Below are 22,124 nucleotides of genomic sequence, written 5' to 3' on the forward strand. Positions count from 1 at the left end.
CCGTCTACGGTGGTCGCATGCGCCGAACGCTGCTGGTGACCAACGACTTTCCACCTCGACGGGGTGGGATCCAGTCCTACCTGCACACGTTCGCGCAGTTGCTCCCACCGGACGAGTTGGTCGTGTACGCGCCGCGCTGGCGCGGAGACTCCCACGTGCGTTTCGACGCGGAGCAGCCCTACGAGGTCGTCCGACACCCCACCACGCTGATGCTTCCCAGCCCCGCCGTCGCGCGCCGTGCCGCCGGGCTGGTGTCGGACCGTGAGTGCGACACGGTCTGGTTCGGCGCCGCCGCGCCGCTGGCGGTGCTCGGACCACATCTGCGACGGGCAGGAGCCGAGCGCATCGTGGCCTCCACCCATGGCCACGAGGTCGGATGGTCGATGCTGCCGGCGGCGCGCCAGGTCCTGACCCGCATCGGATCGACGACCGATGTGATCACGTTCGTCAGCCGCTACACCCGCGGTCGGTTCGCGTCGGCATTCGGAGCGGACGCCTCCCTCGAACACCTACCGCCCGGCGTCGACTCGACCGTCTTCGCCCCTGATCCCGCGGCGCGCGACGATCTCCGTGCGCGGTACGGGTTGGGGGAGCGACCGACGATCCTGTGTCTGTCCCGTCTGGTGCCGCGCAAGGGACAGGACATGCTGATCCGGGCGCTCCCGTCGATTCGCGCGCGGATCGACGGTGCCGTACTCGTCATAGTCGGAGGTGGGCCGTACGCCGACACGCTGCGCCGACTCGCGCAGACGTGCGGGGTCGCCGACCACGTCGTGTTCACCGGATCCGTCCCGGCCGAGGAACTCGCCGCGCACCACACGATCGCCGATGTCTTCGCCATGCCGTGCCGCACGAGGGGTGCCGGGCTGGACGTCGAGGGACTCGGGATCGTCTTCCTCGAAGCGTCGGCAAGCGGGGTTCCGGTGGTGGCCGGTCGTTCGGGGGGCGCGCCGGAAACCGTCGTCGAGGGGGAGACGGGACTGACCGTCGACGGCAGAGACGTCGACGACATCGCGTCGGCGATCGTCACCGTGCTGTCCGACCGCGACAGGGCCGCGGCAATGGGAGCAGCGGGCCGCGAGTTCGTGTCCACGCAGTGGCGGTGGGACGTTCTCGCGGCCCGCTTGGCCGGGCTTCTGTGACGGGCTACTTCGAGTAGATCGCCTCGATGTCGCTCGCGTACGACTTCTGCACGACGTTGCGCTTGAGCTTCATCGTCGGGGTCAGTTCGCCGCCCTCCTCGGTGAAGTCACCGGGCAGGATGCGGTATTTCTTGATGCCTTCGGCATGCGAGACCGACTTGTTCGCCTCGGCGACGGCCGCGTCGATCTCCGCGATCAGGTCGGGGTCCGACGTCAGATCCGCGACGGTTGCGGACTCGTCCTTGCCGTTGCGCTGCTTCCACCCGGGGAACGCTTCGGCGTCGACGGTGATCAGAGCGCCGATGTACGGCTTCTGATCACCCACCACCATCGCCTGGCTGATGAGAGTGCTGGCGCGCAGCGAATCCTCGAGACCGGCGGGGGAGACGTTCTTGCCTCCGGCGGTCACGATGATCTCCTTCTTGCGGCCGGTGATGGAGATGAAGCCGTCCTCGTCGACGGCGCCGAGGTCACCGGTGTGGAACCAGCCGTCGGTGAGCGCCTCGGAGGTGGCGTCGTCGTTCTTCCAGTATCCGTCGAAGACCACGCCGCCCTTCAGCAGAATCTCGCCGTCCTGCGCGATGCGGACAGCGTTGCCCGGCAACGGCTTTCCGACGGTGCCGATCTTCTGCTCGTCCGGGGTGTTCACTGCGGCGGCAGCGGTGGTCTCGGTGAGTCCGTAGCCCTCGTAGATGGTCACGCCGATACCGCGGTAGAAGTGCGCCAGACGCTCACCCAGGGGCGCGCCACCGGAGATCGCCAGTTCGCAGCGTCCACCCAGGGCGGTGCGGAGCTTGCCGTAGACGAGACGGTCGAACAGAGCGTGCTTGGCGCGCAGCACGATCGACGCTCCGCCGGTGTCGCGTGCCTTGCTGAACGCGACCGCGGTGTCGGCAGCAGCGTCGAAGATCTTGCCCTTGCCGTCCGAGTGCGCTTTCTGACGGGCCGTGTTGTAGACCTTCTCGAAGACGCGCGGCACGCTGAGGATGAAGTGCGGCTGGAACGAGCCGAAATTGTCCACCAGGTGCGGGATGTCGTGGGTGTGCCCCAGGGTGGCGCCGCGATCGAACGCGGCGATGGACACGGCGCGCGCGAGCACGTGTGCCATCGGGAGGAACATCAGTGTCGACCGTCCCTCGACCAGCATCGTGCCGATCGCGCTCGCGGCAATCCCACGCGATTCCGCGACCAGATTGGCGTGACTGAGGACGCAGCCCTTGGGGCGGCCCGTGGTGCCCGATGTGAACACCAGGGTTGCGGGGTCGGAGGCGCGCAGCGCTGCGATCCGGTCGGTCACCTCGGAGTCGGCGATGTCGCGGCCGGCATCGACCAGCACGTCGACGGCACCGACCTTCTCCGGCGACGCGTCGATCTGGAGAACCGTGGTCACGCCGGGGAGGTCGGGAAGGATGTCCGCGAGGATGTTCGAGTGCGCGACCGTCTCGACGACGGCGGCCACGGCTCCGGAGTTCTCGAGGATCCACCGGACCTGGTCCGCGGACGACGTCTCGTAGACGGGGACGGTGACGGCGCCGGCAGACCAGATGGCGTAGTCCATCAGGGGCCACTCGAACCGCGTCGCGGACATCAGCGCGACGCGGTCACCCTGTGTCACGCCCGAGGCGATGAGGCCCTTCGCGACAGCCCGCACCTGTGCGGCGAAGTCCCCCGCGCGGACGTCCTCCCACCCGTCGCGGGTGGCGCGCCGGTAGACCACCAGGTCGGGCCGTGATCTCTCGTGGGCGAACACCGAGTCGACGACGGACGCGTCGTCCTCGATCGAGAACGGTGCCGGGACGGTGAATTCGCGCACGGATTCCTCCGATAATGGGAACGGGTCGGACGGGTGTTCACACTAAACCTGCTGCGTCGGGTGTCGTCACGGGCAGTCGTGTCCGCGGTTGTGACGTCGCAGACCGACGCGGCGCACCGACGGGGATCGACGGTGCCCGTGGTTCCCCGGCATGCGACGCTGAGCGTATGAGCAGCGTGCAGATCGCCGATCAGACTTTCCTCGCCGCCCCTGCGTCGGACGTGGCGGAGTTGGTGGGCGACACCCGTCGGCAGCGGTCGTGGTTCCCTGGTCTCACCCTGACGGTGCAGGAGGACCGCGGCGAGAAGGGCATCAGGTGGACGGTGGCGGGTGAGCTGACCGGAACCATGGAGGTGTGGCTCGAGCCGATGCTCGACGGGGTGGTGCTCCACTACTTCCTGCATGCCGAACCCGTCGGGGTGTCGACGCCGGATGCGCACCGTCGGCGGGTGGCGGGAAAGACCATGTCCTTCGAGATCAAGGCCCTCCTCGAACGCGGCCGCGCTGCCGGGGAACCCCCCGTGCGCGCGGTCCGATAGTGACGAATCGACCCCACTGTCCGTGCCCCTGCGGTGCGCGGTCGATCATAGGTACAACTAGCGGCAGTACGGGCCCGGAGGGATATCAGTTCCATGGCAGACAAGACCACTAAATCGATCGTCGTCGACGCAACCCCCGACGAGGTGATGGCGGTCATCGCCGACTTCCCCAAGTACCCGGAGTGGGTCACCGCCGTGAAGTCGGTCGAGGTGCTCGAGTCGGCATCGGACGATCGCGCCCGACGCGTCAAGTTCGTCCTCGACGCCGGGATGGTGAAGGACACCTACGAGCTGCAGTACGAGTGGAAGGCGGACGGATCCGCCGTGTCGTGGCACCTCGTGGCCGGTGAGATGCAGAAGTCCCAGGTGGGGTCGTATGCGTTGTCGGACAAGGGGAACGGTGTGACCGAGGTGGTCTACGAGCTCACCGTGGACCTGGCCATCCCGATGATCGGTCTGTTCAAGCGCAAGGCGGAGAAGGTCATCACCGACACCGCTCTGAAGGAATTGAAGAAGCGGGTCGAAGCCTGACCGGTCGCGCCCCCGGCACCACCGCACGCATCACGTTCGTCATCGGAGCAGGTGGAACCGGGAAGTCCACCATCGCCGCTGCGTCGGCCGTCGGCTTCCATCGCGAGGGTCGACGCGCCGTGCTGATGTCCGTCGACGGGTCCGACCCGGCGAGCCTTCTCGGCGGCACCGAGGTGCCGGTGCACCGCGTGGATCCGCTCGGGGTTCTCGAGTCGCGGTACCGATCGATGTCCGAGGCACTCGCACTGGCCGGCCGCCACGACCACGGCGCGGGCCCGAGTCTCCCGGACCCCGAGGAACTCACCGCGCTGCCCGGTGCCGAACCGCTGATCGCCTTGCTCGAGGTCGCCCGCCTTGCCGACAGCGGGGAGTGGGACGACGTCGTCGTCGACTGCCCGGGCGCCGCGGGATGGCGAGAGATGGTGGCCACCCCGTCGTCGATCGTCGGGTATCTGGAGCGCATCTGGCCGCGTCACGCTCGCGTCGTGGCGTCCACGGGCGCGGACATGCGTGCGGCGGTGCTCGTCGCCGTCGTCGATCGCATCGTCGACGCGGCGTCGTCCGTGGAAGCGATGCTCGGCGACGGCTCGAGAACGTCGGCCGTGGTGGTGACGACTCCCACCCCGAGGGTGCTCGACGCTACCCGAGACCTGTTGGCGGTCACAAGTTTTCACGGGGTCGCGGTCGCCCGTGTCATCGCGAACTCGGTCCTGCCCGACCTTGGCGGGGCCGTGCCGACGTCCGTGCTGGGCACCCACCCGGCGGTGTACTGGACGGCCCGCATCCGCGCCGAGCACGTCTCCGCTCTGGACGCCTTCGCGGCGACCACGGGCGACCTCCGCATCGACGTCGTCTCGACCCACCCCACCGAGCCGGTAGGCTTCGATGCTCTGGGTGCTGTGTCCGATCAGATGAACGGGCAGGTGGGGGACGGGTACGGATCGGCGATCCTGCCCGCACTGGTCACCCGGGTGCGGCGGGAGTCCGGCAGTGGGCTCGACACCGTGTACCAGATGGAAGTGCCGCTTCCGTTCGTCGAGGCGGACACGGTGGCGGTGGGGCGTGTGGAGGACGACGTGATCGTGAGTGCGCAGGGCAGTCGTCGTCGGCTCAGGCTGGCGTCGGTGCTGCGTCGATGCGTCGTCACGGGCGCGGGGTTCGACGACGGAGTGCTCACCGTGTCGTTCGCGCCCGACCCGGCTCTGTGGCCCGAGAACCTCCAGGGGTCGACCGATGGATGACGGCCGCCGCGACCTCGCGGCCGAGTTCCGGGTTCTCGCAGAACTGCTCATCGACCGTGTCGAGCCCGTCCTGCGCAGACTCGACTCGGACGACGCGCCGGCGTGGCAGGGCTGCTCCTGGTGCCCGTTCTGCGCGCTGGCCGCGGCGCTGCGCGGGGAGCGCCACGACCTGTTGACCCTGGTGTCCGGAGAGATGGACGGACTGATCGACGTGCTGCGCGACTTCCTGCAGTCGCACGGCACCGCGCGGCACGACTCCGCGCCCGGCGACGCTCCCGGAGCGAGTGCACCGCCTGTCGTTCGCCCAGCGACCTACCAGCCGATTACGGTGACCAGGACATGTGAGCCCCACCGCTCACGGCCGACACCGCATCAGCCCGACCCCGATCAGTAGAGGAAGCCGCAGACGTGAGCGCTCAGTCCCGGTCCAACCGGTCTCTGACCATCGGCATCGACGTGGGTGGCACCAGCATTCGCGCATCCGTCGTGGACGTCGAGGGTCAGGTTCTCGACTCCACGCAGGCGCCCACCCCGCAGTCGTCGCGTGCGCTCGAGAACGGCATCGACCGCGCGGTCCGCGAGCTGGCCGGTCGGCACGACATCGCTGCCGTCGGCCTCGCCGTCGCGGGCTTCATCAACTCCGATCGCACCGTGGTGCGGTTCGCTCCGCACCTCCCGTGGGTCAACCGGCCGGTGGCCCGCGAGATGACGGAACGGCTCGGTATCCCGGTCATCCTCGAGCACGACGCCAACGCCGCCGCGTGGGCCGAGCACCGGTTCGGGGCTGCGGCAGGTGGTGGCAACGTCGTCATGATCGCGATCGGCACCGGCATCGGCGCTGCCCTGTTGATCGACGGCAAGCTCTACCGCGGCAGCTACGGCATCGCGCCCGAACTCGGCCACCTCCAGGTCGTCCCGGACGGACGCCAGTGCGCCTGCGGCAAGCGCGGTTGCTGGGAGAGATATTGCAGCGGAACGGCTCTCGTCGACACGGCGATCGAGCTCCTCGCAGCGAACCCGCGGGGATCAACGGTGCTGGCGCGCGAGGCGTTCCTCGACCCCGGGTCGCTGACCGGCCGCCGGATCGCGAATGCCGCGCAGGACGGCGACCTGGTCGCCATCGAGACGATGTCCGAGTTCGCACGCTGGTTGGGGATCGGTCTGGCGCTGGTCTCCGATGTGTACGACCCGGACCGCATGGTCATCGCGGGCGGCGTCGCCACGTCGTCGGCACTGTTCCTCGACACGGCACGCGAGCACTACGCGGCGCAGATCACCGGCGCCGGCCATCGACCGCTCGCGCGCATCCGCGGTACCCAGCTCGGTGAGGCCGCCGGCATGATCGGCGCGGCCGAGTTGGCCCGCGTCGAGGTGGGCGCAGCACGCGCCTGACCACCCGTTCGAGCACGCGCGAGGAGCCGGAACGGGCATCGTTCATGTCCACGTGATGGCCGGACGATGTCGGCGGTGTGAGATGTGTCCGACCCGACGCTCGAACTGTGGCTGGTGTCATAAACCCCCGGTACAGTTACGCCCACGAGATGTCCGAGCGGGCCGCGGGCATCGCGGTGCGGGTCGCGGGTACTTCGAGAAAGGCATGTCGGGCATGTGGTACTGGATATTCAAGTACGTCCTTCTCGGGCCGGTGTTGCAGGTGATGGGCCGTCCTCGCGTGGAGGGTCTGGAGAACATCCCCGACGACGGGCCGGTGATTCTCGCGAGCAACCACCAGGCGGTGTTCGATTCGTTCTACGCGTGCCTGGTCGTACCGCGTCGCATCACATTCCTCGCGAAGAGCGAGTACTTCACCGGCAAGGGCCTCAAGGGTCGCTTCCAGAAGTGGTTCTTCTCGTCCGCGGGACAGGTCCCGATCGATCGCACCGGTGCCTCCGCCGCGCAGGACGCGCTCGACGCGGGCCTGCGCGTGCTGGCGAAGAACAAGGTGCTGGGTATCTACCCGGAGGGCACCCGCTCGCCGGACGATCGGCTCTACAAGGGCAAGACGGGCATGGCGCGTCTGGCTCTCGAGAGCGGCGTACCGGTGATTCCGGTCGCGATGATCGGCACCGCGAAGATGAACCCCATCGGCTCACGGATTCCGCGCCCCACCAAGCTCGGCGTGAAGTTCGGTAAGCCACTGGACTTCTCGCGGTACGAAGGCATGGCGGGCAACCGCTTCGTCGAGCGCGCCGTCACCGACGAGGTCATGTACGAGCTGATGAAGCTCAGTGGTCAGCAGTACGTCGACGTGTACGCGGCGAGCATGAAGAAGACGCCCACCCCCGCGGTGGATCCGGCTCCGTCGACCGAGGCCGCTCGCATCCCCGACACCCGCGCGGGCTAGCTCAGACCGCGTCGGCGACCGGGCGCGTGTCGGTCACGGACCGCGCACGCAGCGGGACGACGGCCACCGCGATGACGAACACCAGTCCCCACCAGACGTAGGACGACGCCTGGATCTGATCCCACAGCGGCCAGCCCAGGCCGTTCCAGCGGCCCGGTGCCAGTCGCCAGTGCGACGGGTAGTGCAGCAGCACGGCGCCGATCACCGCGAGCGCGACCATCGCGGGTGCGCGGCGGGTGACTCCGACGTGGACCAGGACCATCAGCATCGGCACGGTCCACACCCAGTGGTGCGACCACGAGACAGGTGAGACCAGCAGTCCCAGAGCGGCATTGACGCACAGAGCCAACAGGTATTCCTGCGCGGCGAGGGCGCGTCGGATCGCCAGCACGGCCAGCACTCCGACGACCGCACTGCAGGCGATCCAGACGAGTGACCTGGTGCCCTCGTCCAGGCCCAGACGGGCGAGCATGCCGGTGATCGACTGGTTGGAGATGTACCCCGGACCGCCGATGCGGCTGGAGTCGAACAGCACCTCCGTCCAGTACTGCACCGAGTCGCTGAACGTCGCGAGGAATCCGAGTGCCGTGAAGGCGAGGAAGGACAGTCCGGTCACCACCGCGGCGCGGTACTGGCGACGGAGGAGGAAGTACAGGACGAACACTGCCGGGGTGAGCTTCACGGCGGTCACGAAGCCGATCAGCATTCCGCGCGGCCAGGGGGTCTTCTTCAGCAGCACATCGAGCACGACCAGACACATCAGGACGACGTTGATCTGTCCGTAGTCCAGGGTCGACCAGACGGGTTCCAGTGCGAATGCCGCGGCGGTGATCCCGCCGGTGACCCATGCCGTCGTGGACGTCGAGAGCGAGACCAGCGAGCGCAGGCACACCGCGACGGTCACGGCGAGGAGCACCATCGTCATCGCCGTCATGATCGACGACGCGACCTCGAGCGGCAGGATCGCCATCGGCGCGAACGACACAGCGGCCATCGGGGGATAGGTGAAGGGCAGCGGGATGTCCACCGACGTCGCCGGCAGCACCCCGTAGAGGTTCACGCCGTCGAGCAGCGCCCGGCCGCCGATGCGGTACACGTCGAGATCGAGTCGGTAGATCGCGCCCCACTCCCGCAGCGGAGGCAGCCCGATGACGTTGAACGCGATCCCCGCCACCAGTCCGACACAGACCGCGACCTTCGCGATCACGGTCACCGGACGCGGCAACGACGCACCCGGCCCGGTGTAGGGCGGTGCGGTCGGCAGAGTCCACGTCATGGTCGGGGGCTGTCCCTTTCTGGTGCTGTGCGCGCGTGACCTAGGGTCGGTAACCGTGCGCTACTTCTACGACTGCGAGTTCATCGAGGATGGTCGCACGATCGATCTGGTGTCCATCGGCATCGTCGCGGAGGACGGGCGTGAATATTACGCGGTCTCGACCGACTTCGATCCTGAGCGGGCGGGCACCTGGGTCCGTCGGAACGTCCTGCCGAAACTGCCCCCGTTCTCCTCGCCGCTGTGGCGATCGCGCTCCCGAATCCGCGAGGACATCCTCGACTTCGTCTCCGCCCCGCACGGCTCGATCGGCCCGACCGTCGAGATGTGGGCATGGGTCGCGGCGTACGACCACGTGGCGCTGTGCCAGCTCTGGGGATCGATGACGGCCCTACCTCGGGTCATGCCGCGGTACACGCGTGAGTTGAAGCAGTACTGGGAAGAGCACGGGTCGCCCGCACTACCCCCGGTTCCCGACGACTCGCACGACGCGCTCGCCGACGCACGTCACAACCTGGCCAAGTTCCGGGCGATCGAAGCGGCCAGGGCCTGGTCCGACAGGACCTGATTCCGAGGTCCGGCACGACCGCGCTGGGGGGTCTTACGGAAGCGGACACGGCCCGATGGTGAGAGACGACACGCGAGCGGATTACTCTGTACGCGTGAACTGGACTGTCGACGTTCCGATCGAACGCTTGCCCGAGCTCCCTCCGCTGCCCGAGTCGATGCGCGCTCAGCTCGATGTCGCATTGTCCAAGCCCGCCGCTCAGCAGCCGTCGTGGCCGGCCGATCAGGCCGAGGCGATGCGCAAGGTGCTCGAGAGCGTTCCGCCCATCACGGTGGCCAGCGAAGTCGAGGCTCTGTCCGACAAGCTCGCCGCCGTCGCCCGTGGCGAGGCGTTCCTGCTGCAGGGCGGTGACTGCGCCGAGACCTTCGTCGACAACACCGAGCCGCACATCAAGGGCAACATCCGCACACTGCTGCAGATGGCCGTCGTCCTCACGTACGGCGCCTCGATGCCCGTCGTCAAGGTTGCCCGTATCGCCGGCCAGTACGCGAAGCCCCGGTCGTCCGACGTCGACGCCCTCGGCCTGAAGTCGTACCGCGGCGACATGATCAACTCCCTCGTCGCCGACGATGCCGTGCGTCAGCACGACCCGTCGCGACTGGTGCGCGCCTACGCCAACGCCAGCGCCGCGATGAACCTCGTCCGCGCGCTCACCGGCGCGGGCATGGCGGACCTGCACCGCGTGCATGACTGGAACCGCGAATTCGTCACCAACTCGCCCGCCGGAGCCCGGTACGAGCAGTTGGCCTCCGAGATCGACAACGGTCTGAAGTTCATGGACGCCTGCGGGGTCACGGATCCGAACCTGCACCAGGCCACCATCTTCGCCAGCCACGAGGCATTGGTGCTCGATTACGAGCGCGCCATGCTCCGGCTGGACAATGACGACGAGCACGCAAAGTTGTACGACCTGTCGGCGCACTTCCTGTGGATCGGTGACCGCACCCGCCAGCTGGACGGTGCCCACATCGCCTTCGCCGAACTGGTCTCCAACCCCATCGGACTCAAGATCGGTCCGAGCACGACGCCGGAGATGGCCGTCGAGTACGTCGAGCGCCTCGACCCCACGAACAAGCCGGGCCGACTCACCCTCATCTCGCGTATGGGCAACGGCAAGGTGCGCGACATGCTCCCCGCCATCATCGAGAAGGTGCAGGCAACCGGGCACCAGGTCATCTGGCAGTGCGACCCGATGCACGGCAACACCCACGAGGCGTCCACCGGCTACAAGACTCGTCACTTCGATCGCATCGTCGACGAGGTCCAGGGGTTCTTCGAGGTGCACAACGAGTTGGGCACCCACCCGGGCGGCATCCACGTCGAGCTCACCGGCGAGAACGTCACCGAGTGCCTCGGCGGTGCGCAGGATATCTCGGACCTGGACCTCAGCGGCCGGTACGAGACTGCCTGCGACCCCCGCCTGAACACGCAGCAGTCGTTGGAACTGGCATTCCTGGTCGCGGAGATGCTCCGAGGCTGACTCTGTTTCCAGTCCTTCACCCCCCCGCGAGTACGTCGATAGTGTCGTGAAAAGCCCCTCGGGCACGACAGTCCGGACGTACTCGCGGGGGGTTCTCCGTATCTCAGGGGAGTGAGACGAGGGTGACCGTGCTGTTCGGTTCGACGCGATCGCCCTGGCCCGGGTTCTGGGTGATGACGAGGGACCGATCCGTCGTCGCCAGCTGACGGACGACGACGGTCAGTCCCAGACGCTCGAGCTCCGCCCTGGCCGATCCCACGGTCCGACCCAGCAGCGACGGCAGCGTCACGGCCGTCGACACCTGCAGTGCCACGCTGGAGCCGGCGGTGACGGTGGCGCCGCCCCCCGGGTTCGTGCCGATGACCTTGCCGCCGTCGACCTCGGCGTCGAAGACCTTCTCGACGGAGCCGACGACGATGCCGACCCGGTCGAGTTCGGCGCGTGCCTCTGCCTCGGTGCGGCCCGCGACATCGGGGATGTCGACCGGCGGAGCGCCCTTGCTGGTGAGGACACGGACCTCGCTACCGACGGGAAGCACCGTGCCGGGCGCCGGGTCGAGTGCGGCGATGTCCCCCACAGGAGCGGTGCTGCTGAACGCCTCTCCACCGTCGACGGGAACGAAGGTCCGCTCACGCAGAGCGGCATCGACGGCAGCCGCCGCGCTGCTGCCGGCGAGGGTGGGAACGGACGGGCGCCCCTGAGAAACGAGAAGGGTCACGGTCTCGCCCTTGGCGATCCGTGACCCGGGCGCAGGCTCGGTTCCGAGTAATCGATCCACCGGATCGGAATCGGTGTACCTGCCTTCCGTCGTGACGGACAGGTCGGCCGACTCGATGGCGGAGATCGCGGCGGATCGGTCGAGGCCCTCGATCGACGGGACCGCCGTGAACCTGCCGGAGCCTGCCCACCATCCGACGGTGCCCAGGAGGACGGCGACCACGACGACGATGGCCAGCCACACCAGGGCCAGGCGACGGGAGCGGCGCTTGTCCGCGTCGAAGTCGGGGAAGGCGAAGGCGCGTTTGTCCACCGGTTCGGCGGCGGTGGCGCGGCGCTCGTCCTCGCCGCCGCGGGCAGTGGCCGTCGTGACCATTCTGGTGTGCTGCATGCCCGACGACGGCGGCGCGTGACCCATGGACTCGGCGGGGACGGACACGATCTCCGTCTCCGGGGTTCGCGGAGCCTGCGGGGCGTAGGGCCGGGGAGCGTCGACGGTTTCCGCGCTCAGGTGCTCGGCGGAGCGGGAGGGAGAAGGCACGCGGTACTGGGGGAGCCCCAACATCCGGGTGACCGACCGCATCGCGTCGCCCATGACCGCGGCGTCCCGGAATCTGTCGTCCGGACGGCGCTGTGTCGCGTCGCGCACGAGGGCGTCCAGGTGGGGCGGAATCCCCGAGATGACCGAGCTCGGGGCCGGAACGTCGTTCTCGATGCGCTGGTACGCGATGGAGAGGGAGGTGTCGCCCTGGAACGGCGTGCGTCCGGTCAACACCTCGAACAGGAGGATCCCTGCGGAGTAGACGTCGCTGCGCGCGTCCCCTGCACCGACCGTCACCTGTTCCGGCGACAGGTAGGCCGCGGTGCCGAGGATGACGCTGTTGGACGTCGTGGTCGCCGCGGCGACGGCCCGCACCAATCCGAAGTCCGCGATCTTGACCTCGCCGGAATCGGAGATCAGGACGTTCTCGGGTTTGACGTCCCTGTGCACCAGGCCGCCGCGGTGCGCGACGGCGAGGCCGTCGAGAACGGGTTGGAGAACGGCGACCGCCGCGTGCGGAGGCATCGGTCCACGCTCGCGGAGGAGTTCGCGCAGGGTCCCGCCCTCGACCAGTTCCATGACGAGGAACGCGTGCTCTCCGTCGCGGCCGTGGTCGTACACGGCGACCAATCCCGGGTGGCTGAGACGTGCCACGGCACGCGCTTCGAACTCGAACCGTCGGACGAACTCCGGATCGGCGGCGAACTGCGGGTCCATGATCTTGATGGCCACGGGGCGGTCGAGGCGCAGATCGAGACCGCGGTACACCGTCGACATCCCGCCTCGTGCGATCGGGGCGTCGACGCGGTAGCGCCGATCCAGCAGCGCACCGAGCAGCGACCGACCTGACGTTGTCACCTGCGCCTACTTTCCTTCTCGATCGGAGAGACCACGGTCGATGGTAGCCAGTGTGACGCGTGGGGTCTGCGCCCGATGCGTCACACCGGGCTCGGAATTGTTCTTGTCGGGCGCCGTGACTACGTTTGTCGCGTGAGTGCGCTTCCCTACTGTGACGATGTTCTTCCCGCCGACGAGGTGCTGGTGCCGCTTGCCGACGCCGCCGACCTGCTGGGCATCACCGTCACGCGACTGCATCAATTGATCCGCGAGCACAAGTTGATCGCCGTCCGCAGAGACCGCGTGGTGTGTGTCCCCGCGAAGTTCCTCGGCACGGACGGCCAACCGCTCAAGCACCTCGCCGGTGCCATCGCCGTGCTGCTCGACGGTGGCTACAACCACCCGGCGATCCTCCGATGGCTGTTCACCCCGGACGACACGCTGCCCGGCACCCCGGTCGACGTGCTCCGCGGCGATCATGCCCGCGAGATCATCCGGCGCGCACAAGCGATGGCTTTCTGACCGGAAGATCGGCTCATCCTGCGGAGCGCAGCGACACCGTGCTGCCGGCCCGCACCAGCAGACCTCGGCCCGCAGCGGTGGCTGCCACCCGCGCGCGTCGGGAATTGCCCACGCTCGCTCGCGTCGACAGGCACCGGTAGCCGTCACTCTCGACGGCTTCGAGAATGTCGCGATACAGAGCGAAGGCGACGGCAATGCCGTCCCGTGCACGCGGCTCGAGAAGTTGTATGCCGGATTCGGCGGTGCGGTACAGCGCGCGAGTGGTGGCGATGATGTCAGCCAACGCACGGACGACGCGTGGGTCGACGTTTCCCGTCCGGCGGCACCACCACAGCAGGTCTTCGTCCACACCGAAGGCGCTCAACACGTCGCCGGGGAGGTAGATGCGGTCGCGAGCGAGGTCCTCGCCGGCGTCGCGGACGAAGTTCGTCACTTGGAAGGCCTCGCCCAGGGCCGACGCGGTGGGGCGCGCCTCCTCGACCGGGCACACGGTCCCGAGGATCGGAAGCATCTGCAGCCCGATGACGGCCGCCGACCCGTACATGTAGGTCTTCAACTCGTCCATGGTCGCGTAGCGATCCTTGTAGATCGACGAGTGCGGAACGTCCATGCGCATCGACGTCATGAAGGCCGTGAAGTACTCGGCGGGAATGTCGAACCGTCGAGCGGTGTCGAACAGGGCGGCGAGGATCAGCTCGTTGCGTCGGTCGGGTCCGTTGGACGCGACGCTCACGTGCGCGTCCGGTGACGCGAGTCCGGCGTCGAGGCGCTCCTCGATGCGGGTGAGGAGTGCGAGGTCGTCGGCTACTGCGTCGGCATCGTCACGCTCGGCGATCATGTCGACGTCGATAATGTCGTCGACCATGCGGGCGAAGGCGTAGAGAGCATGCACGGCCGGGCGTCGGTCCGCGGGTAGCAACCGCGTCGCCAGGAAGTACGTCTTGCCGTGTTCGCGCGCAACGTCGCGGCACAGCGCATAGGCCTCGGCGAGGTCTGAGTCGGTCACGCTCGGTTCTGCTCCTCGGTGTGGTCCGGAGCCTCGTCGCGAGTGTCGGTCCGAGTGCTCGGGGGAGTCGTCGTGGGGACGAACGTGTTTTCGTGCTCGGGATGGGTGACCGACCGCAGACGCAACGGGTCGACGGTGCGGAGTGACAGCGCTGCGACGACGCCCGCGAAGGTCGCGAGGACGACGTGCGGGAACGTGTAGAGCCCGATGGATCCGTCGGGCTGGAACACGAGCATGAGCCACGCCGACAGTCCCACCAGCACGGTGAGCGTGGTCGTGCTCATGGTGAGCCCGGCAGCCACGGCCAACGGCCACGAGTAGTACCAGGGCAGCGCGGCAGGCGACAGGATCACGATGGCCACGAGTGAGACCAGGATGCCGAGCAGGGCGCCGCGCTCGGAGTGCCGTGAGCGCCACCAGGCCGCGGCCAGGATCACGGCCAAGGCGACTGCACACAGCATGCGCGTCACTTCGAGGACAGGACCGAGGCGCGCCCCGGTGAACCAGCCGGTCCCGACGGTGACGAGATGCGCCAGGATCGTGGGCAGGGACAGCCAGTTGATGATCTTCGCCGAGCCGGAGAGCGCCGTCAGCCAGCCCAGGCCCACCCCGGCTGCGACCGAGGCGACGACGAACACGCCGAGAAATACGGCGAAGCCCGTGCCGGCGGTTCTGGCGAACACCAGGAGGACGTGCTGGCGGCGAGGTGGGTCTCCGCGTTCGGCGCGCGCCTCGTTGTCGATGCGCAGTCGCTCGCGTTCGTGCAGCATCCAGATCCACACCAGGAAGGGAAGTGCGATGCCGGCAGTGGCCTTGATGGCGACCGCCACGGCGACAAGTCCCATTCCGGCGACGTGACGACGGTCCAGCACCGCGGCGATGCCGGCAGTCATCAATCCGACCATCAGCATCTCGTTGTGGACGCCGCCGATGAGGTGGATGAGCACGAGGGGATTGAGGACGGCCAACCACAGTGCGACGGACGGGTCGGCGCCGAAGTGCCGGGCGATCCGAGGTACCGCCCACATGGTCAGCGCGAGGCCGGGGAGCATGGTCAACCGCAACAACATCGTGCCTGCGATGACGTTGTCGCCCGTCAGGGAGGTGATTCCCTCGCCCAGCAGCAGGAAGAGCGGGCCGTACGGCGCTGTGGTGGTGGTCCAGACGTTGCTGACGTTGTCCAGCAGCACACCGGGATTGGCGACGGGACCGACGGCGTAGGGGTCGAAGCCGTCGCGGAGCAGAGCGCCCTGCGCGAGGTAGGAGTACGCGTCGCGGCTGAACATGGGGACCGACAGCAGCAGGGGCGCCGTCCAGATGGGGACGACCCATCGCAGCTGATGCACGGTGGTGCGGTGGCCGAGCGTCGAGCGGCCCAAGCGCACCCAGGCCGCGATCATGAGCAGGACGCCGATCCACACCATGACGGTCGACAGCACCAGGCCGTGCCCGAATCTGAGCCACGACAGATGCATGGCCTCGAGAAGCGGATCCCGGCGGCGCACCGCGCCCGACCCGAAACCACCGAACGTGATCAGTGCCGAACCGGCGAGCCCGACGAGCGTCGCCCGTCCGGCGCGTCCCCCGAAGAACTGTCGAATCGAGCGCCAGCGCGCCGATTCCTCGGTGCCGTCCGTGGCCCGGATAGGGGAGGACGTCGTCATGTTCCTCCCCGGAAGACGTGACATGGCCGGCCGCCGAACAGGCGACCGAGCGCGGACGCATGTGAGTTTAGAGGCATCCGCCGGGAAGACGTACCGGCCCGCCGTCAGAGTGCGACGCGAGCCGACCGCTTGACCGACGGGTCGATGCGTTCGGCCGCCAATCTTCCCGAGATCAACACCGTCGGAACGCCCACTCCGGGTGTGGTTCCGCATCCCGCCAGAACGATGTTGTCGGCACCTTTCACCAGGTTGCGACGACGGAACGGTCCGGTCTGCCGGAAGATGTGCGATGCGGAGAACGGCGTGCCGGCGACCATTCCCTGATCGAGCCACGTCTGCGGGGTGTCGATGTGGTCGATCTCGAGGTGCTCGGACACTCCGGTGTATCCACGCTTCTCCATCTCGAGGAGTAGCTCGCGGACGTACGCATCGGTGATGGCAGGCCAGTCCAGGGGCGCGCTGTCGAGATTGGGGCACGGCGCGAGGATGGAGATCGGCTCCTGCACCACGCCGTCGTGAGTGACACGCAGGCCGGGATCGGTGACCGACGTACGCGTGATCAGCAGGGACGGATCCGACATCAAGCGACCGCGGCCACGGGACGCGGTCAGTTCACGGAACGTCTCGGCCCAGTTGTGGCCGAAGTCGATGACGTGGTGCGATCGCGACGACCAGCCGGCGGTGACGTCGACGGGAACGCGTCCGTGGAACACGACGGCAGACGGTGACGCTCTGACCTTCCGGCGGAAGGTGATGCCCGCGGTGGCGAGCAGCCGGTCGGTGATCAGCAGGTCGGGAGTGAGGATCAACGAGTCGCAGGTGATCCTGCCGCCGTCCTCGGTGACGACGGCCCTGGCGCGCGAGCCGCCCATCTCCACGCTGCGGACACCGGTGTTCAGTTCCAGTCGGCCACCCGCGCCGACGAATGCGTCTGCCATGGCCTGGGCGATGGTCTGCATGCCGCCCTCGGGGAACGTCACACCCAGCGAGGTGTCCATGTGCGCGATCGCGGAGTAGACACCCAGAGCTTTCTCGGGTGCGACACCGGCGTACAGAGCCTGGAAGGTGAAGATCCGACGCAAGCGGGGATCCGAGATCAACGCGTCGATACGCTTGCCCAACTTGGCGAATCCGCCGAGGCGTAGCAACGTCAGAGTGTTCGCACGGGCCTTCTTCTCCGCGACCAGGTCGAGCGGTGAGTCGAAGTTGTCGTCGATGTACCTATCGAATTCGGCGTCGAACATCGACCCCAGCCAGGCGCGCAGCGTCCGGTATCGCTGTGCTTCGTCGGGGCCGCACTTCTCCTCGACCTCGGCGATCATCCGTTCGGGGTTCGAGTGCACGTCGATCGTGGTGCCGTCGGCGAAACGCGTGTGATAGGCCGGGTGGAGCGCGTGCAGACGTAGTTGCGGCGTCGTCGATTCCCGGGTCGCGCCGACCGCGGCGAGCGCCTGATCGATGAGGTGCGGCATCGTCAGCACGCTGGCGCCGGTGTCGATCCGATACCCGGGTGCCGCGACGGAGCCCACCCGGCCGCCGACGGAGTCCGACTTCTCGAGCAGGGTGACCTCGCGGCCGGTTCCGCGCAGGTGCAGTGCGGCGGCCAGGCCGGACAACCCCGCCCCGACGACGACCACGTGATCGGTGGGTCCGGACACTGTCGCACGGGTCATGAACTTCTCCTGGTTGCTGTGTACGCCATGGCGGTGAGGCGGGCCTTGGCGTCCGCGGTGACGTTCGACGCGTCGAGGGCGGCGAGTGCGCTCTCCGTCAGTGCTGTGATGCGTCGTTCGACGTCCTCGACCGCGCCGAGGTCGACGATGTGGGCGCGAAGGACGTCGACCTCCTCGTCGGAGATATCGGTGCCGAGTCCTGCGCGGAGCCGGGCGGCGGCTGCCGGTGCGCTGCGATCGGCCTCGCCGAGTGCGGCGGCCATGAGCACCGTCCGCTTGCCCTCACGGAGGTCGTCTCCCGACGGCTTCCCGGTGACGGCGGGATCACCGAACACACCCAGAAGGTCGTCCCGAAGCTGGAAGGCGACGCCGATATCGGCGCCGAACGTGCTGTAGACCGACTGCAGATCCTCGCCCGCTCCGGCGAGCGCGGCGCCGATCAGCAGCGGCCGCTCCACCGTGTAGGCGGCCGTCTTGTAGCGATCGATCTGCAGGGCGGCCTCGAGTGAATCGTCCCCCCTCGCCTCGACGGCGATGTCGAGCAGTTGCCCGCCCAGCACCTCGGTGCGCATCGCCGACCACACCGGAGTCAGGCGTCTCGCGGCGTCGGCGTCGAGGGCTGCGAAACGGACCAGATCGTCGGCCCAGGTCAGCGCGAGGTCGCCGAGAATGATGGCCACCGACTCGCCGTACTTGTCGGAGTCTCCGCTCCACCCGGCGGCGCGATGCCGCTCGGCGAAGGTGACATGAACGGTGGGAAATCCGCGACGTGTCGACGAGCAGTCGATGATGTCGTCGTGCACCAGCGCGCAGCCCTGCACGAATTCGAGCGCCGCGAACACGTCGAGTGCGGCATCCGCCTCGACGCTGTGCGGGTCACCACCCGCGCCGATCCACCCCGTCCAGGCGAACGCGGGACGGATGCGCTTACCGCCGCGCAGAACGAAGGCCGCCAGTTCTTCCGCTGCCTCCGCGTAGATCGGGCCGACAGCGTCGATCGTGCTCTGCTGTGAGGCGATGAACGTACGCAACGACCGTTCGACCGACGTCACGAACGATCCCTGAGGCCACTCGGAGCGGTCCGCGCCGACGGACGTGCTGGTGGACGTGTCGGACATGACCGGCGAGTGCGAGGCGGTGGACAGGATTTCCTCCGGTGATAGCTGCTGTGACGTAGGACGAGCGCATCTCGAGGTGATACGCAGAATCTTATCCGTCTATTCGGACACGACGGCTCGGGCGACGACTCGGCTCCCTGTGATCCACGGAACGCTGCGCCGCGGCCGGCGGGGAAGAGGCCCCGTCGGATGAATCTATGATGTGTGTGTGACAGACGAGCTGCGCACTGCGCGCGTGAGCCGCACACCCTCGGTGGTGGATCGGTTGAATTCGGCCGCGCACGGGAGCGTTCCGTTCTCCGTCGAGTTCTCGCCGCCGCGCGACGAGGCAGCGGAAGACCGCCTGTGGCGGACCGTTCGATCCTTCGAGCAGATGCATCCGGCCTTCGTGTCCATGACGTACGGGGCCGGCGGATCCACCCGCGACCGGACCGTGCGCGTCACCGGCGAGCTCGCGGAACTGACGACACTCCTGCCCGTGGCTCATCTGACGGCGGTGTCGCACAGTCGCACGGAGTTGCGGTCGATGGTCGGTGCCTACGCCGATCGCGGTATCTCCAACATCCTCGTTCTCCGCGGTGATCCGCCCGGTGATCCGCTCGGACCGTGGGAGAAGCATCCCGAGGGCGTCGAATACGCGGAGGAACTCGTTCGACTGGTCTGCGAGTTGGGCGACTTCCATGTCGGCGTCGCGTCGTTCCCGGAGGGCCATCACCGAGCTCCCGACCTGGACCACGACACGAAGCACCTGGTGGCGAAGCTGCGCGCCGGTGCGGAGTACTCGATCACCCAGATGTTCTTCGACGTCGAGGACTACTTGCGGCTGCGGGACCGCGTCGAGGCCTTCGATCCCGAGCAGGGACTCAAGCCCATCATCCCCGAGATCATGCCCATCACGTCGCTGCGGACCATCCGCCGAGCCATGGAGCTCTCCGGGTCCTCGGTTCCACCCGCCGTGGAGAAGCGCCTCACCGCCGCCGCGGGTACGGGCAGCGAGGAGGACCGCGCCGCCGTTCGGGCCGTCGGCATCGAACTGGCCACGGAGATGGGGGAGCGCCTGATCTCCGAGGGCGCGCCGGGTCTGCACTTCATCACCTTGAACTTTGCCAAGGCCACCACCGAGGTCGTCGAGAACCTCGGCTTGGCCAGGCCTGTTCCGGAGTCCTCGGGTGGGACCGGTGTCGCGTCAGCGCCGAGTGTCGAGAACTCGGGACTTCCATACGAGGGTTCCCTGGCGGCGTCCCCGGTCCGATGAGGCGAGCAACGCCGTGCCGGCAGCGATCGACAGCGGGTGCAGTGCCGACGTGACGACGTCCCGCGCGAACGTGTCGCCACTGCCCTCGGCTCGTCTCGCAGCCAGTCGCGACACCACTCCGGCCGCGTAGCCGACAGCGCCCCACCGGCGCATCGGTCCACCGACGACCAGTGCTGCCGGCGGTATGACCCAGATCGCGGTAGCGACCGCCGATACCGCGAGAGTGCCTGCAGCACCGCCGAACTGGGACCACAACCATTTCGCGTGGCCGGCACGAACCTGGGCGGCGTCCGTGTACATCCGGCAGCTCGCGACCCGTCCGCCGTACGCCACCGCGGTCGAGAAACCGTGTCGTCGAACATGCCGCACCAACGCGAGGTCGTCCGCGACCGCGAACCGTGTGCACTCGTGACCCCCGACATCGCGGTAGGCCGCGGCGTCGACGACGAGGAACTGTCCGTTGGCGACGCCCATCGACGGGCGCCGCCCGCTGTTCGCGGCGCGCACCAGCAACGTGACGGACCACGACCACGACAGCAGGGGTTGGACGAGACGCTCGACCGCGGTGACGGCGACCTCGCCGGGCCACGGACTGAGAAAGGCCGCGCCGAGATCACGCATCGACGCGGCGGCGGCGTCCAGAGCGTCGGGGTGCAGGCGGACGTCCGCGTCGAGGAACACGACGACGGTGGGGTCCGTCGTGGCCAGGGCGCGGGTCCCCAGGTCGATGCACGCGAGGGACTTGCCCATCCCGGCGTCGTCGATGCCCGCCCGGGTGCGTCCGTGCAGCACGTCGAAACGCGGGTCGTCACCGACGACGGCCAGAGCAGCCTCGGCGGTATCGTCCGACGACTCGTCGTCGAGGATCAACACGGTCAGCTGTGAGCGGGTCCGCTGGGCCATCAGGTCGCGCAGGAGATGCGGCAGCCGCGCCGCTTCGTCGCGGGCCGGGATGCAGACGGTGATCCGCTCTCCGTCGCGTACCGCAGCGGCATCCCGTGGGCGGACGACGGGCGCGGAGAGGGCATTCGCCGACGCCACCGCCGCGGCGGCGACGGAGGTGAGCGTTCCCGCGATCACCGTCCGGCGACCGACTGCGGCCATGGAGGAACGGCCGATCGTCACGTCCTGTCGGCCGGCTGACGACGCCCGGGCCGGGAGGCCCCACGAGCGACGTACGCCATGCCGCCCACGATCGCGGCGACGCCGACGGTCACACCGAAGACGATCCCGGCCCAGCCTGCGAAGCTGCGGGTGTTCGGATCCGAGTAGCGAACCTCCGCCCGTAGCGTGCTCCGCTCGCCCGCGGGCAACTTCCAGGACACGACGTTGTCGCCTTCCCGTGCACCGTTCGTGGTGGCGACCCGCGCAGGGAACGCGATGGTGAACTGCACGTCGCTGCCCTGTGCGGGAATGTTGGACAGATCCACCTGTCCGGACAGCGTCACCAGATCCCCGGAACGGACCAGGGAGAGCTGGAACAGGCCGACCGACTGCTCGGACAACGCGGCAAGTTGCTGCACGTCTCCGAACGTCAGGTCGTTGAACAGCGCCTCGCTGCCCACGTAGCCGTCGGAGTTGTACGACTGCACGCGGATCTTGCTTCCGAGGGACTGCGGTACTTCCAGGCCGGGGCCCGTGTCACCGTCGGCTGTGGGCACGGTCGCCGCCACGATGCGACCGGAGACCCGGTCGTTGGACGACACTCCCATCGACACCTGCGCGCGCAGGCAGCCCGCCAGCAGGGGGACCGTCATCAGCGCGAGGACGAGGACGGACAGAATTCGACGCGACGGGCGGAGGCGTCTGGTGGAGGCTACGGCAGCGGGCTGGGACACAGCGGTCATCGTGCCAGGGTGC

Annotated in this window: 20 protein-coding genes; 11 read left to right on the forward strand and 9 right to left on the reverse strand. The window is 68.3% G+C overall.

The annotated features are described in order from the left end of the window. Positions 1–17 precede the first annotated feature (17 nt). Positions 18–1,142: a glycosyltransferase family 4 protein gene (locus ASG64_RS19740; RefSeq protein WP_056075784.1), complete on the forward strand. Its 1,125-nt coding sequence runs from the start codon at positions 18–20 to the stop codon at positions 1,140–1,142. Positions 1,143–1,146: 4 nt separating this feature from the next. On the opposite strand, the gene ASG64_RS19745 is transcribed toward ASG64_RS19740, so the two are convergent. Beyond that, on the reverse strand, positions 1,147–2,955 hold the full coding sequence (locus ASG64_RS19745; protein ID WP_056075788.1) for an AMP-dependent synthetase/ligase: 1,809 nt from the start codon (positions 2,953–2,955) through the stop codon (positions 1,147–1,149). 167 nt (positions 2,956–3,122) lie between these two features. Between ASG64_RS19745 and ASG64_RS19750 the strand changes: the two genes are divergently transcribed. The 6 genes from ASG64_RS19750 to ASG64_RS19775 all read left to right on the forward strand — a co-directional run bounded on the left by ASG64_RS19750 (position 3,123) and on the right by ASG64_RS19775 (position 7,610). Next, positions 3,123–3,494 (forward strand): hypothetical protein, encoded by a 372-nt coding sequence (locus ASG64_RS19750; protein ID WP_042575192.1) that lies wholly within the window; start codon positions 3,123–3,125, stop codon positions 3,492–3,494. Positions 3,495–3,587: 93 nt separating this feature from the next. Next, positions 3,588–4,025 carry an SRPBCC family protein gene (locus ASG64_RS19755; RefSeq protein WP_042575191.1) on the forward strand — a complete coding sequence of 146 codons (438 nt, stop codon included), beginning with the start codon at positions 3,588–3,590 and terminating at the stop codon, positions 4,023–4,025. Positions 4,026–4,150: 125 nt separating this feature from the next. Then, positions 4,151–5,266 (forward strand): ArsA family ATPase, encoded by a 1,116-nt coding sequence (locus ASG64_RS19760; protein ID WP_042575250.1) that lies wholly within the window; start codon positions 4,151–4,153, stop codon positions 5,264–5,266. Next, entirely contained in the window at positions 5,259–5,660 is a 402-nt protein-coding gene (locus ASG64_RS19765) for a hypothetical protein (RefSeq protein ID WP_056075791.1), read from the forward strand. Before ASG64_RS19760 ends, ASG64_RS19765 begins: the two co-directional genes overlap by 8 nt. A gap of 14 nt (positions 5,661–5,674) precedes the next feature. Continuing rightward, a complete protein-coding gene (locus ASG64_RS19770; protein ID WP_042575189.1) occupies positions 5,675–6,658 on the forward strand; it encodes an ROK family protein in 984 nt (327 codons plus the stop codon). A gap of 214 nt (positions 6,659–6,872) precedes the next feature. Continuing rightward, a complete protein-coding gene (locus ASG64_RS19775) occupies positions 6,873–7,610 on the forward strand; it encodes a lysophospholipid acyltransferase family protein (RefSeq protein ID WP_042575249.1) in 738 nt (245 codons plus the stop codon). 1 nt (position 7,611) lies between these two features. Here the strand turns inward: ASG64_RS19775 and ASG64_RS19780 are convergent, their stop codons facing one another. Then, complete coding sequence (locus tag ASG64_RS19780; protein ID WP_082518521.1) at positions 7,612–8,886, reverse strand: glycosyltransferase 87 family protein; 1,275 nt, start codon at positions 8,884–8,886, stop codon at positions 7,612–7,614. A gap of 55 nt (positions 8,887–8,941) precedes the next feature. On the opposite strand from ASG64_RS19780, the gene ASG64_RS19785 reads away from it, so the two are divergent. Both ASG64_RS19785 and ASG64_RS19790 read left to right on the forward strand, forming a co-directional pair. Then, on the forward strand, positions 8,942–9,451 hold the full coding sequence (locus ASG64_RS19785; protein ID WP_056075794.1) for a polyadenylate-specific 3'-exoribonuclease AS: 510 nt from the start codon (positions 8,942–8,944) through the stop codon (positions 9,449–9,451). Between the two features lie 94 nt (positions 9,452–9,545). After that, positions 9,546–10,931, forward strand: coding sequence for a class II 3-deoxy-7-phosphoheptulonate synthase (locus ASG64_RS19790; protein ID WP_042575187.1), 1,386 nt, complete (start codon positions 9,546–9,548; stop codon positions 10,929–10,931). A gap of 103 nt (positions 10,932–11,034) precedes the next feature. Here ASG64_RS19790 and pknB read toward each other — a convergent pair whose 3' ends face one another. Then, positions 11,035–13,047, reverse strand: a complete 2,013-nt coding sequence (gene pknB, locus ASG64_RS19795; RefSeq protein ID WP_056075797.1) for a Stk1 family PASTA domain-containing Ser/Thr kinase — start codon at positions 13,045–13,047, stop codon at positions 11,035–11,037. 132 nt (positions 13,048–13,179) lie between these two features. Between pknB and ASG64_RS19800 the strand changes: the two genes are divergently transcribed. Further along, positions 13,180–13,548, forward strand: a complete 369-nt coding sequence (locus tag ASG64_RS19800) for an Rv2175c family DNA-binding protein (RefSeq protein WP_056075800.1) — start codon at positions 13,180–13,182, stop codon at positions 13,546–13,548. A 13-nt stretch (positions 13,549–13,561) separates the two neighbouring features. Here ASG64_RS19800 and ASG64_RS19805 read toward each other — a convergent pair whose 3' ends face one another. The 4 genes from ASG64_RS19805 to ASG64_RS19820 form a co-directional block, all read right to left on the reverse strand. After that, positions 13,562–14,554 (reverse strand): phytoene/squalene synthase family protein, encoded by a 993-nt coding sequence (locus ASG64_RS19805; RefSeq protein ID WP_056075803.1) that lies wholly within the window; start codon positions 14,552–14,554, stop codon positions 13,562–13,564. Continuing rightward, the gene (locus ASG64_RS19810) at positions 14,551–16,218 is read right to left on the reverse strand and encodes an alpha-(1->6)-mannopyranosyltransferase A (protein WP_082518522.1); all 1,668 of its coding nucleotides are present in this window, start codon (positions 16,216–16,218) and stop codon (positions 14,551–14,553) included. The genes ASG64_RS19805 and ASG64_RS19810 overlap by 4 nt, the downstream gene beginning before the upstream one ends. A gap of 104 nt (positions 16,219–16,322) precedes the next feature. Then, entirely contained in the window at positions 16,323–17,891 is a 1,569-nt protein-coding gene (gene crtI, locus ASG64_RS19815) for a phytoene desaturase family protein (RefSeq protein ID WP_056075806.1), read from the reverse strand. Next, positions 17,888–19,009, reverse strand: a complete 1,122-nt coding sequence (locus ASG64_RS19820; RefSeq protein WP_056075809.1) for a polyprenyl synthetase family protein — start codon at positions 19,007–19,009, stop codon at positions 17,888–17,890. Before ASG64_RS19820 ends, crtI begins: the two co-directional genes overlap by 4 nt. A 235-nt stretch (positions 19,010–19,244) precedes the next feature. Between ASG64_RS19820 and ASG64_RS19825 the strand changes: the two genes are divergently transcribed. After that, complete coding sequence (locus tag ASG64_RS19825; protein ID WP_082518595.1) at positions 19,245–20,264, forward strand: methylenetetrahydrofolate reductase; 1,020 nt, start codon at positions 19,245–19,247, stop codon at positions 20,262–20,264. Here the strand turns inward: ASG64_RS19825 and ASG64_RS19830 are convergent. Then, a complete protein-coding gene (locus ASG64_RS19830; RefSeq protein WP_082518596.1) occupies positions 20,196–21,368 on the reverse strand; it encodes a glycosyltransferase in 1,173 nt (390 codons plus the stop codon). The genes ASG64_RS19825 and ASG64_RS19830 overlap by 69 nt on opposite strands. Before the next feature lie 17 nt (positions 21,369–21,385). Beyond that, entirely contained in the window at positions 21,386–22,111 is a 726-nt protein-coding gene (locus ASG64_RS19835) for an LppM family (lipo)protein (protein ID WP_056075815.1), read from the reverse strand. Positions 22,112–22,124 lie beyond the last annotated feature (13 nt).

This window comes from Rhodococcus sp. Leaf247 (genome assembly GCF_001426185.1).
Taxonomy (GTDB): Bacteria; Actinomycetota; Actinomycetes; order Mycobacteriales; family Mycobacteriaceae; genus Rhodococcoides.

What these genes read in the sequence shown, in the direction of transcription:
- ASG64_RS19820 (WP_056075809.1), bottom strand. Translation starts at nt 19,009, where the DNA reads ATGTCCGACACGTCCACCAGCACGTCCGTCGGCGCGGACCGCTCCGAG.
- ASG64_RS19775 (WP_042575249.1), top strand. Translation starts at nt 6,873, where the DNA reads ATGTGGTACTGGATATTCAAGTACGTCCTTCTCGGGCCGGTGTTGCAG.
- ASG64_RS19760 (WP_042575250.1), top strand. Translation starts at nt 4,151, where the DNA reads ATGTCCGTCGACGGGTCCGACCCGGCGAGCCTTCTCGGCGGCACCGAG.
- ASG64_RS19750 (WP_042575192.1), top strand. Translation starts at nt 3,123, where the DNA reads ATGAGCAGCGTGCAGATCGCCGATCAGACTTTCCTCGCCGCCCCTGCG.
- ASG64_RS19765 (WP_056075791.1), top strand. Translation starts at nt 5,259, where the DNA reads ATGGATGACGGCCGCCGCGACCTCGCGGCCGAGTTCCGGGTTCTCGCA.
- ASG64_RS19780 (WP_082518521.1), bottom strand. Translation starts at nt 8,886, where the DNA reads ATGACGTGGACTCTGCCGACCGCACCGCCCTACACCGGGCCGGGTGCG.
- ASG64_RS19830 (WP_082518596.1), bottom strand. Translation starts at nt 21,368, where the DNA reads ATGGCCGCAGTCGGTCGCCGGACGGTGATCGCGGGAACGCTCACCTCC.
- ASG64_RS19810 (WP_082518522.1), bottom strand. Translation starts at nt 16,218, where the DNA reads ATGACGACGTCCTCCCCTATCCGGGCCACGGACGGCACCGAGGAATCG.
- ASG64_RS19740 (WP_056075784.1), top strand. Translation starts at nt 18, where the DNA reads ATGCGCCGAACGCTGCTGGTGACCAACGACTTTCCACCTCGACGGGGT.
- ASG64_RS19755 (WP_042575191.1), top strand. Translation starts at nt 3,588, where the DNA reads ATGGCAGACAAGACCACTAAATCGATCGTCGTCGACGCAACCCCCGAC.
- crtI (WP_056075806.1), bottom strand. Translation starts at nt 17,891, where the DNA reads ATGACCCGTGCGACAGTGTCCGGACCCACCGATCACGTGGTCGTCGTC.
- ASG64_RS19835 (WP_056075815.1), bottom strand. Translation starts at nt 22,111, where the DNA reads ATGACCGCTGTGTCCCAGCCCGCTGCCGTAGCCTCCACCAGACGCCTC.